The sequence below is a fragment of the Roseibium sp. ROS1 genome (assembly GCF_054658215.1).
Genome location: NZ_BAAGIG010000018.1, coordinates 1 through 10,108, shown reverse-complemented (window position 1 = coordinate 10,108; position 10,108 = coordinate 1). Strand labels below are relative to the sequence as shown.

The window sequence follows — 10,108 nt, the reverse complement described above, 5'->3', positions numbered from 1 at the left end:
CAGACGTTGGAAGACGGTGTTGTCACCGAGACGGATGCTTGCGCACCCAACGGCGTGGTCTTCCCGATCCAGAAAAACTTTGAAGCCTGCGAAGACATCGTGGACCGGGATGGTCTTGTGGCAACCCCGCAATATACCTCCTTTTACAATGACGACCGCGGTGCGCGCTTCGATCTGGCGGCGTGCCAGCCTGATGCGTCAATGTTCTATGTCATCAATGCAGACTTCGATGCGTGTTCCCCGGATCTGGATTTTGCCGGGGAGGAAGTCACCATGTTCTCGCAGCTCAGCTATCGCGGCCGCGGTGGCAAGCAGGTGATCGTCAGCGAGTGCGAGGCGTCCGACAAGGTCTTCCAGATGGAACGTGAATACGGCGTTTGCGGTGATTTTGTCGACATGAAGTCAGGTGTCGCCCAGGCTCAATATTCGCTCTTCTATGTGGACGGCACATCCTCACGCCATAAGGTCAGCGAGTGTATGCCGGATGCGGACAAGTCTTATGAGATCGTTGAAAAACAGAACTGCACGTTCGACTTCGATTTTGATCAGGGCATGGCCATCGTCAACACGTCGCTGACCTACCGCAATGGGGACAGCGTCGAGGTCTCGGTACGCGAATGCGCTCCGTCAGAGACCATCGATCCGATCCAGATGTCGGCAGACACCGGCAACTGCACAATGCGTCATGACTTCGGGGCGGGGACGTCTTCGGAAATGGCGATGTGGACCTATGTGCATGAAGGTCAGCTCTTTCAGGCGTCCCCGTGCATAACCACGGACACCACCTATAGCCACACCAGGGTGTTCGAAAAGAACGGCATCGACGTCTGCACGCCGATTGTCGATCTGGCGAAGGGCCAGGCCGCACGCCAGTATCGCACGGAAATTACCGTGAACGGTCGGGAAGAGGTCATTGCCGGCTGTCAGCCTGATGAAGGTGCGATGCTCGGTATCAACGCAACGACGGATGGCTGTGAAGATGTGGCATCGTTCGATCATGATCTGATCGCGGGCGTTTCCTACGGCCGAGAACGTTTCTTCTATAACGTTCCCGGTCGTGGCCGGGTCTATGTAACCGGATGCCAGACCAACCAGCAGACCTTCCCACATTCGATTGAACCGAATGGCTGGAAATACAACGACGCCAATCTGCGTGCGCAGCAGTTGGTGGACGTTTCGATCAATGTGAACGGCAGCCCTTACACAATCGCAACATCCTACCTTCAGCCGGGCACATCCGAAATCGCCTACAGCTTCCTCAGGAACCAAGACGATCCGGATTACGCGAAACGGTATTACAGCGGCTGCAACGAGATGGTTCCGACCAATCGGACCAAACTCTACACACGTCCGGACAGCACGACCTATTCGGTGTCTTCTGGTGCGGGTGCTGTTTTGAACAACGGCGACAAGTGCCGGCGGGTCAATCAGAACCGGCGTGTCGAAAACTGGGGTGTAAAGATCTGGCTCGGTGGTGAGGGAACGATCAAGTTCCGCACGGATTCGGGAACCAAGACCTTCACCCTGAAGCGGCACCAGGATGAGCGGCACTACGATATCCGGGGCGGCAATCCGCAGTATCTCAGCTACTCCGGTGGCGGTCGCTGCGGCATTTACCCGATGCATCAGGATCAGACCAGAACGAAGGTCACTTATCCGGACGGCAAGGTCACCTACACCTCGTGGCAAGGAACCAAGGAAATTCTTGGACCCCAACACGGCTGCTGATCCCCAGTCAGCCTGACTGGCAGGGGCGAGTTGCCCCTGCCCTTGTCCCGCTCCCCCAGTTCCAGTTTCGAGAGGCCGAACCCATGTCTCAGGTTCTGTTGCAAAAAATCCTTGAGCCACTTTCCAGGCACTATGCCGCGTCTGATGTTGTCGAGGTCCGGACGAAGGCTCCGGGCAAGCTGATCGTGGAACGCCGCGATCTGGAAAATCGGATTGCCGAAGTTGATGAACCGGCACTGACCCTTCACCGGATCAAGACCATCTGCCGAGCTTTGGCGAATATGAAGGGTCTGGAATTTGATCCTACATCCAAACCGCAGCTTTCAACAGTTCTGCCGGGTGGTCACCGCTTTGAGTGCCTGATCGGAAATTCGGTTGTCTCCGGTCTGTCACTGGCGATCCGCTGCAAACATCCGCACAAGATCACACTGGACGACATGGGTCTGTCCGCCGGCATGATCGCCTATCTCAAATCCGCCCTCGATCAGCAGCGCAATATCGCCATTTCCGGATCCACCAACACCGGCAAGACGACGCTGCTCAACAATCTCCTATCCTATCTTCCGGATGACCGGCGCGTTGTCAGCGCGGAAGATACGCCCGAGCTCGAAGTCAGCCGGTTCTATAACGGAGTGTCCTTGCTGGCGGCCCGGGACACCGCCCAGGGCGCAGGGCTTAGAACCTGGCAGCAGCTCTACGATCACAAGATGCGTATCTCTCCGGACAATATTCTGTTCGGCGAAATCTCCACGCAAAACGCCTTCGCCGCGCTCAACGTTCTGAACACTGGTGCACGCGGCTGGATGTGCACCGTGCATGCTGAAAGCGCCGAGCTGGTCCCCGCACGATTCCAGGAGAACATCAATGCCGCCGGTCAGACCTTGCCCGACGCAGAGACGTTTATGCGCCGTCTTGTCGATCTAGTGATCCACATCAAACGCGATCCGAAAGGACAGCGTTTTATCTCCGATATCTACGAGATGAAAAATGATCTTTATGTGCTGCGCGACCGCCAGCCGGTAAGTGCCGAGGCTGCGTGATCAGTCATGCATCTGATGCGCTTGTTTGCCGTTCTGGCCTTTAGTGCTCTCGTCGGCGTGACGCTGACCGGCTGGTACTACACGCTTGGTTTCAATCCCCTTCAGCCCGCTTGGTGGCAATGGCTTCTGGATTTCTGGCGGCACGCCCGCGGATTTCCAAACGAAGTTCTTCAACCGGCATATGCCGGGTTTGGCACCTTTCTTATTCTGATCCTGACCGGGGCAATCGTGTCTTCTGGTGCCAGGTCGGAAACGATCTTCGGCGGCCGGAAGCAGAAGGACATCCACGGCACGGCCCGATGGGCTGAAACCCGGGACGTGAAAGAAAGCGGCCTTCTGTCGGAAACCGGCGTCGTCGTTGGTGGTTGGCCGACGCGGCGAGGCGTCAAAATGCTGCGCCATGATGGCCCGGAGCACGTTTTGGCTTTTGCCCCTACCCGCTCAGGTAAGGGTGTCGGCCTGGTTTTGCCCACTCTGCTTTCCTGGGAAGAGTCTGCGTTGGTCCTCGATATCAAGGGCGAGAACTACGCTCTGACCGCCGGTTGGCGTGCTTCACAAGGCCAGAGAATTTTTCGCTTTGACCCGGCGGCAGACAGGGGCTCCGTCAAATACAATCCACTCGCAGAAATCCGGATTGGAACCGATCACGAGATTGCCGACTGCCAGAACATCGCCATCATGATCATCGATCCGGACGGCACCGGCCTGAAGGATTTCTGGATGCAGGAAGGCTACGGCTGGCTCTGCACCGCGATCCTGCATGTCCTTTACCGGATCAAAAAATCAGAAAACCGCACCGCGACACTCGCAGACGTACGCGCGTTCATGTCGATCGGTGAGGACGAAGATCCAAAATCCATCAGCGAACAGGCCGTCGCAGCGGCAGCAAAAGCCGCATTCGGCCAGAAGGATGGTGAACCAGATGGCGAGGAAGACGACAGTTTCGACCGGCTCTTGAAGGACATGGAGCGCTATGAGCACGGCCGGAAAGTCGTCAATGACGAAGTGCGTCTTGGCGCGGCCCGTATGCGCAAACGGTCCAGCAACGAGCGTTCCGGTGTTCACTCAACCGGCACGTCTCAGTTGGCGCTCTACAGCGACCCGATTGTGGCCCGCAACATATCGGAACCGGATTTCCGTATCACCGACCTGATGAACGGTGACAAGCCGGCAACCCTTTATATCGTCATACCGCCTTCTGACATTGCCCGGCTGCGGCCCTTGGTGCGGATCCTGCTCAACCAGTTCCTCACCCGTCTTACCTCTCACATGGCGTTCGAGGGCGGCCGGTCCGTCAAGCATTATCAATTCCGCATGCTGTTGATGCTCGACGAGTTTACGTCAGTCGGCAAGCTGGAGATTTTTGAAAAGGCGATTGCCTTCATGGCGGGCTATGGCCTCAAAGCCTTTGTCATCGTCCAGGACCTCACGCAGCTCCAGAAAGCTTACGGCCGCGAACAGTCTATTGTTTCCAACTGCCATGTCCGGATCGCCTACGCGCCGAACACGATGGAAACGGCCCGGGTTTTGTCGGACATGGCCGGCAAGACCACGCTCGTTCAGAAAAAGACCTCAGCCAGCCACACCACCGGGAAAATCGGGACGAACTATTCCGAAACCTTGATGGAGGTGGCCCGACCGCTTCTCACCCCGGACGAATGCATGTCGTTGCCGGGCATCCAGACTGGCGCTGGCGGCAAGGTCACCCGTGCCGGTGACATGCTGATTTTTGTTGCCGGGCGTCCGGCCATCTATGGCCGCCAGGTTCTCTACTTCCAGAACGAAGACCTTCAGGCCCGGGCAAAAATCCCGCTCGCCTCCCCCACTTCCATTCCTTCTCTCCCACCGTCCAACCGAAAGGCTTCCTCATGAAGATCAGCAAAGCAGTCGAGATCCTACTCAAGATTCATGAGGAGTTTGGTGACCTGGAAATTTCGGGAGGAGCACTAACTGACGAAACGCCACTCAGACATGTCACCGTCATCGACACGGAAGGGTGCGAACTCTGGCCCTGTGATCCGCTGCCCGTATCTGGCCAGCGTCAGATCAATGGCGTCTTCCTGGACTGACAGGCCGTCTTCCCGTTCGAACCGATTTCCATTCCGAACCCATGGAGTTTTTAGTCATGGCCGACACCAAACCTATCGAAAAGACCTACTTGTCCGTTCCATATGAGCAGCGTGAAGCCGCGAAAGCTGCCGGTGCGCTCTGGGACAAAAAGGCCAAGGCGTGGTTCGCCAGGGGCACCGAGGTTCCAGATGGCCTGACACAGTTCCTTCAGGCGAACCGAGTAGAGCCTTCGCGTGAGGATCCACGCACAGCCTTCGGAAAATTCCTGCGCGACAACGGTGCGCAGCTCCAGGGCCTTCCGGACATGGATGGCAAGTGGCACCGCATTGCGCTCGTCGGCGATGGCAAGGAAACCAACGCCAGCTATCGCGGTTTCCTGGATGGAGTGCCGAACGGTCAGTTCAAAAACTTCAAGGGCGACGATGTTCCCTTGCAATGGACTGACACAGGGGACGCGCTCACTTCGGAAGAGAGGCAACGCCTTGTTGCCGAGACCGTACAAAACCGGGAGAACCGCGAGCATGAGCGGGCCAAGAACCAGGAAACGACTGCCAAACGGGCTTTTGGAATCTGGACCAACCTGAAATCCTGGGCCACGCCGGAGAACTGCCCGTATCTTGCCCGGAAAAACGTTCGCGGGTACGGCGTGAAAGTGGCCGACGATGGCCGCATGGTCGTGCCGCTACGCGACGAAACCGGCCGCATCTGGTCGCTGCAGTTTGTCGGTGAGGACAAGATCTACCTGAAAGACGGCCGTAAGGATGGGCTCTATCACACGATCGATCCAAATAAGGCCCTGGAGAAGGATCGTGAGAAAGACAATGCGCTGACGGTCATCATCGGAGAAGGCTATGCGACCGGTGCAGATGTTCATAAAGCAACAAGCTTGCCGACCTTTGTCGCGTTCGACGGTGACAACCTGGTGACGACAGCCAAGGCCGTTCGCGAGAAATACCCCACCGCCAATATTCTGATTGCGGCAGATGATGATCATCATCTGCCGAACAGAAATCCGCCCCTGCCCAACAAGGGCCTGAAGTGCGCGCAGCGCGCTGCCGAAGCCGTTGGCGGCAAGGTGCTTGCTCCGAGTTTTACGCATGCGGAAAAGGATCGAGGCGCGACTGACTGGAACGACCTGAAACAGCTTCGCGGTGAAAAGGGCCTGCTCACGGCCCTCAGAGGTTCCTTTGCACAAATGCAGCGGGAACATGCGTGTGGCAAGGGTAAGGACAAAGACCAGAGCAAAGGTATGGGGCGTCAGCTGGAGAGGTCCCTGTGAAGAAGCCAAGGCGCATTCAGCTGATTACTTATGTGGCCCCGGATATTCATCAGCGGATCGCCGTTCATGCGAAACGGACAAACATGTCTGTTTCCAAGGTGGCCGAGCGTATCCTCCAGTCCGGAAAATACCCCGACCTGTCGCTTGAACGATCAGTGCTGCAGCTCCTGGAAGTCAACGCTGACCAGGCGCGTTTGGGCAATCTTTTGCTTAAGGGAATGAATGAGACTGCCGACGGCCATGTGGTTCGACAGATGCAATCGCTTCTGCGCGAAGTTCGTCAGACGCAGCAACTGATCAAGGCTTGTGTTGCGGAGCTGAAACCGTGATTGCCAAAAAAACATCTCTCAAGAAATGTTCCAGCGCCAAAGCCCTCGCGAAATACATCGCCGGGGCAAAGGAGAAAGGCGAAAAGCTCGATCAGTTCTGGCTGTCCAACTGCAAGGCCGGCGACGGCATCGACGACCTGGACACGGCCATCGCGGAGATCCGCGCGACGCAGGCTTTGAATGCTCGCAGCAAGTCAGATCCGAACTACCACCTGGTGGTGTCATTTGCCGAAGGTGAAAAGCCAGACATCGATGTTCTGAAGGATATCGAACAGGAGTTTGCCAAGGCCCTAGGCCTGGAGGATCATCAGCGTGTTGTCGGCACTCACATCAACACCGAAAACTTCCACATGCATATCCAGTTCAATCTCGTGCACCCGGAAACTTTCCGGATGCACACTCCGTTCCGCGATTTCCAGATCTTGCAGAAGACCGCGGCCGAGCTGGAAAAGAAACACGGATTGGAAGTGGTTCAGGGCCGCGGTGAGGACAATGAGCGGGAAAACCGGAAGGCCCGGGACAAGGAAGCTAACTCTTGGGAACAATCCTTTTCCGGATTTCTCAAAGACCACAAGAGCGAGCTGCTTACGATCCATCGTGATGCGGGATCCTGGGACGAATTACACGAGGGTTTTGCGCTCTACGGCGTCGAACTTCGCCGGCGCGGAGCCGGGTTCGTGTTCCGCGACATCGGCACCGGCACCATGGAAAAAGCCAGCGCCGTTGATCGGCTGTTTTCGAAAAAGAACCTTGAAGACAAATACGGCCCTTATCAGAAACAGGACCGGCTCTTTGATCGGACAAAGCCCAAATCCAAATACCGCCGTCGTCCGCTCGATCCACGCCTCGAACGACATCCCGCCTGGAAACGCATGACTGGAGGCAACACCGGCAAGCGGGTATCCTGGCGCCGGTTTTTGGAGCAACAAGCAGGTGTTGATGCCGAGGCCCGCGAAGCGCTTGAGCTGCAGAAATCATATCTGCAGATCATCAGCGGGCGCGAATCGAAGAAGATCCGTACACGTCAAATTAGGCCCCGGAAATCAAAGGGCATGTCGCGGTGAACGGAAATGCTTTCCCATTGCGGTCGCACGCACCACCGATCGCTGCCTGTAACCAGCGAAAAAAGTATCCCTTTCTTTACCTTTTCGTTCACCGTCAAAGACACTTCTCGACGCTGTAGTTATGTATGTCGACATCGCCGATCTTCAGGTAGCGACGATGCAGACGTCCAAAGCCCTGCTTCAAAAATACCGGTAGTGCTGTCTCGCTTGCCTCGGAATAAAGGCGGCCCAGACCCTGTTGCCTTGCCGCGCCTTCAGGCGCCCTGATAACAAGTTAACCTGACAGTACCGGTGAAACAACTGGTTTAACTCCAACAGGATGCTTTCCATTTGAAAATCTTGGGAAGGACCCATGCGCCTTTTTTTTGCCGGTGATGTGGCGTATCCAGACACATTACAACTCACCTTTTCTGTCTCTCCTGGAAACCTCATGCCGTTTGCGCCGACGTCACTCGAACGTATTTATTTGCTTTGGGACAACCTGGCCGACTACGACGTCGGAGACATCCACGTCTCCCGCCGGTACCTGCTCGAGACGGTATGCGGCCTAATTGATGCACAGAATGCGGATTGGATCGGCTGTGTGCGATTGAACTCGCCCCAGTCGCGCGATCCGATGAAAGGCTGGCGCCCGCGCACGCTGTTCACCCTGAACCCCTGTGACCTTGCCAGCGTGGCAATTGATGCGGCTTTCGAGGAAATGGACAAGGGTGAACCGGACATCACCACCACGCGCAACGTGGAACTGGCCGGAACTTTCCGGGTCCTCAGCCTGAAGGAACTGGCCACCCCGGAGTGGTTCGAAGGGCCTTCCTACAAAAATTACTACAAGGCGCTCGACCGGCAGGATTCCCTTTGGGCAGGCATTCCGATCAATGAGGATACAGAAATCCAGATCGGCTTTCATCGCAGCTTCGCCCGTGAGCCTTTCAGTCCTGATAATCAGGAAATCGTCTCCCACGCGCTGCGCGGTATTCGCTGGTTCTTCAAGCATCAGATGCTGGTAGAAGGTGTTGGCGTGGCAAGCGCTCCACTGACCCGGGCCGAGCAGCAGGTCTTGCAAGGCCTGTTGCTTGGCCTGACGGAAAAGCAGATCGCCGAGCAGAACAACCAGAGCCCGCATACCACCCACGACCACGTGAAGCGGATCTTCCGCAAATACGGCGTGTCCAGCCGTTCGGCGCTGATGGCGCTCTGGCTCGGCAAGGGATTGATTTCAAACAATAACCCCTAAACAGGGGATAGCGCCTCACCCCCGACAGCGGCAAAAAGCTGTCTCGGACCATGCCTCGCGAAATATTTCAATCGCGGGGCCGACGCGCACAGCAACGGCCTCCTTGCATCCGCATGGTTCCACCTGAAGCCACTAGGGAGATCCCATGCCCCGATTTGACGCCCTCTCAGATCCCGCGAGCGGAAAGCGCCACTCCATGTGTGCCTCTTTGCCGTTGCCTGCCTGCTTTTGTCGTTGAGACGTTCATGAAAACCATTTCCGCTCATTGCATTCTGCCGCGGCTGTCGGCCCGGCTCCGCCTGTCCACCGCCCTTTGCGCCGCCACCCTGATTGTCGCGCTGCCTCACGTTGCCAGCGCCGCGACGTTTACCGTTACAGAAGCAACCGATGACGGCAGCGGCACTGTCGCCGGGTCTCTGAGCTGGGCCATTGCCAGCGCAAGCGCCAGCGGGGACGTGATCGAGATCGATCCCGCGGTCTCGACTATTACCGTGTCTGGAACATTGCCGGCCTTTGCACAGGACGTCACGGTTCGGGCGAGCGCTCCGGTCGAGATCTCCGGTTCGCCACTCGCGGCGAGTGGCACATCGCTTGTCTTGTCTGGCGTGTCATCCGCGAACGCGCTTGCCACTGCCCTGTCGGGCACGCTGGCCGGCGAGGCAGGGGCGAGCGGTGTCAGCGGCCCGGCTAGCGTCAGCGGTACGGCAGGAGACGCGGGAGCGATTGCGCTCTCTGGAAGCGGGTTTTCCCTCACCCTGTCCGGCTCGACAACCGGCGGTAATGGCGGTGCAGGCGGCAAAGGCGGCGACGTCGACCCCTTCGCTCCCCTCCTCGAACCGCCGGGCAACGGTGGCGACGGCGGCAACGGTGCGGCGGCGTTTTCAGGCAGCGATTTCAAACTCGAAAACCAAGGCGCAATAACGGGTGGAAGCGGCGGCAACGGCGGGGGGGGCGGCTTCGCAATTTATGAAGATGGCGGCAGAGGTGGCGCGGGTGGCGCGGGGATTGCGGGCACGGGTCTCGTCATTGAAAACAGCGGAACGATCACCGGCGGTGCGGGCGGCCACGGGGGCGGAGGAGGTGGCTCCTATAATCACAGTACCGGGCCTGCCGGAAGCGTAGGTGTTGGCGCAGCCGGCATCACGGGCTCAGACCTGACCATCGTCAACAAAGGGACGATTTCCGGAGGGCTCTCCGGCAGCGGCGTTCGCGCCAATGCCATCGAATTCACCTCAGGCACCAACATTCTGGAGCTGAGAGCGGGTTCGACGATCACCGGCAATGTCGTCGCGGGCGGCACCAGCGACACGCTTGTTCTGGGAGGCGATACCAGCCCGGCCGCAAGTTTCGATGCCGGAGAAATC

The 10,108-nt window shown here is 57.7% G+C and carries 8 protein-coding genes and 1 pseudogene; all 9 read left to right on the top strand.

All coding sequences use genetic code 11. From position 1 onward, the window contains the following. Positions 1 to 1,728 (top strand): hypothetical protein (locus ACYQ6M_RS30225; protein ID WP_460077662.1); only part of this gene is annotated, 1,728 nt, incomplete at its 5' end. Between the two features lie 83 nt (positions 1,729 to 1,811). Further along, complete coding sequence (locus tag ACYQ6M_RS30220; protein WP_460077660.1) at positions 1,812 to 2,768, top strand: ATPase, T2SS/T4P/T4SS family; 957 nt, start codon at positions 1,812 to 1,814, stop codon at positions 2,766 to 2,768. Between the two features lie 6 nt (positions 2,769 to 2,774). Then, the gene (locus ACYQ6M_RS30215; RefSeq protein ID WP_460077658.1) at positions 2,775 to 4,640 is read left to right on the top strand and encodes a type IV secretory system conjugative DNA transfer family protein; all 1,866 of its coding nucleotides are present in this window, start codon (positions 2,775 to 2,777) and stop codon (positions 4,638 to 4,640) included. Further along, a complete protein-coding gene (locus ACYQ6M_RS30210; RefSeq protein ID WP_460077657.1) occupies positions 4,637 to 4,837 on the top strand; it encodes a hypothetical protein in 201 nt (66 codons plus the stop codon). Before ACYQ6M_RS30215 ends, ACYQ6M_RS30210 begins: the two co-directional genes overlap by 4 nt. A 56-nt stretch (positions 4,838 to 4,893) precedes the next feature. Next, entirely contained in the window at positions 4,894 to 6,117 is a 1,224-nt protein-coding gene (locus tag ACYQ6M_RS30205; protein ID WP_460077655.1) for a DUF5710 domain-containing protein, read from the top strand. Continuing rightward, positions 6,114 to 6,446 carry a hypothetical protein gene (locus tag ACYQ6M_RS30200; protein WP_460077653.1) on the top strand — a complete coding sequence of 111 codons (333 nt, stop codon included), beginning with the start codon at positions 6,114 to 6,116 and terminating at the stop codon, positions 6,444 to 6,446. Before ACYQ6M_RS30205 ends, ACYQ6M_RS30200 begins: the two co-directional genes overlap by 4 nt. Then, complete coding sequence (gene traI / locus ACYQ6M_RS30195) at positions 6,443 to 7,510, top strand: TraI/MobA(P) family conjugative relaxase (protein WP_460077651.1); 1,068 nt, start codon at positions 6,443 to 6,445, stop codon at positions 7,508 to 7,510. Before ACYQ6M_RS30200 ends, traI begins: the two co-directional genes overlap by 4 nt. Before the next feature lie 352 nt (positions 7,511 to 7,862). Then, the gene (locus tag ACYQ6M_RS30190; RefSeq protein ID WP_460077650.1) at positions 7,863 to 8,744 is read left to right on the top strand and encodes a helix-turn-helix transcriptional regulator; all 882 of its coding nucleotides are present in this window, start codon (positions 7,863 to 7,865) and stop codon (positions 8,742 to 8,744) included. A gap of 245 nt (positions 8,745 to 8,989) precedes the next feature. Further along, positions 8,990 to 10,108 (top strand): annotated as a pseudogene (locus tag ACYQ6M_RS30185) (autotransporter domain-containing protein); the annotation flags it as partial.

Bases quoted from the DNA above. Each gene is read 5' to 3' on its own strand.
- ACYQ6M_RS30220 (WP_460077660.1), top strand. From the start codon at position 1,812: ATGTCTCAGGTTCTGTTGCAAAAAATCCTTGAGCCACTTTCCAGGCAC.
- ACYQ6M_RS30215 (WP_460077658.1), top strand. From the start codon at position 2,775: ATGCATCTGATGCGCTTGTTTGCCGTTCTGGCCTTTAGTGCTCTCGTC.
- ACYQ6M_RS30210 (WP_460077657.1), top strand. From the start codon at position 4,637: ATGAAGATCAGCAAAGCAGTCGAGATCCTACTCAAGATTCATGAGGAG.
- ACYQ6M_RS30205 (WP_460077655.1), top strand. From the start codon at position 4,894: ATGGCCGACACCAAACCTATCGAAAAGACCTACTTGTCCGTTCCATAT.
- ACYQ6M_RS30190 (WP_460077650.1), top strand. From the start codon at position 7,863: ATGCGCCTTTTTTTTGCCGGTGATGTGGCGTATCCAGACACATTACAA.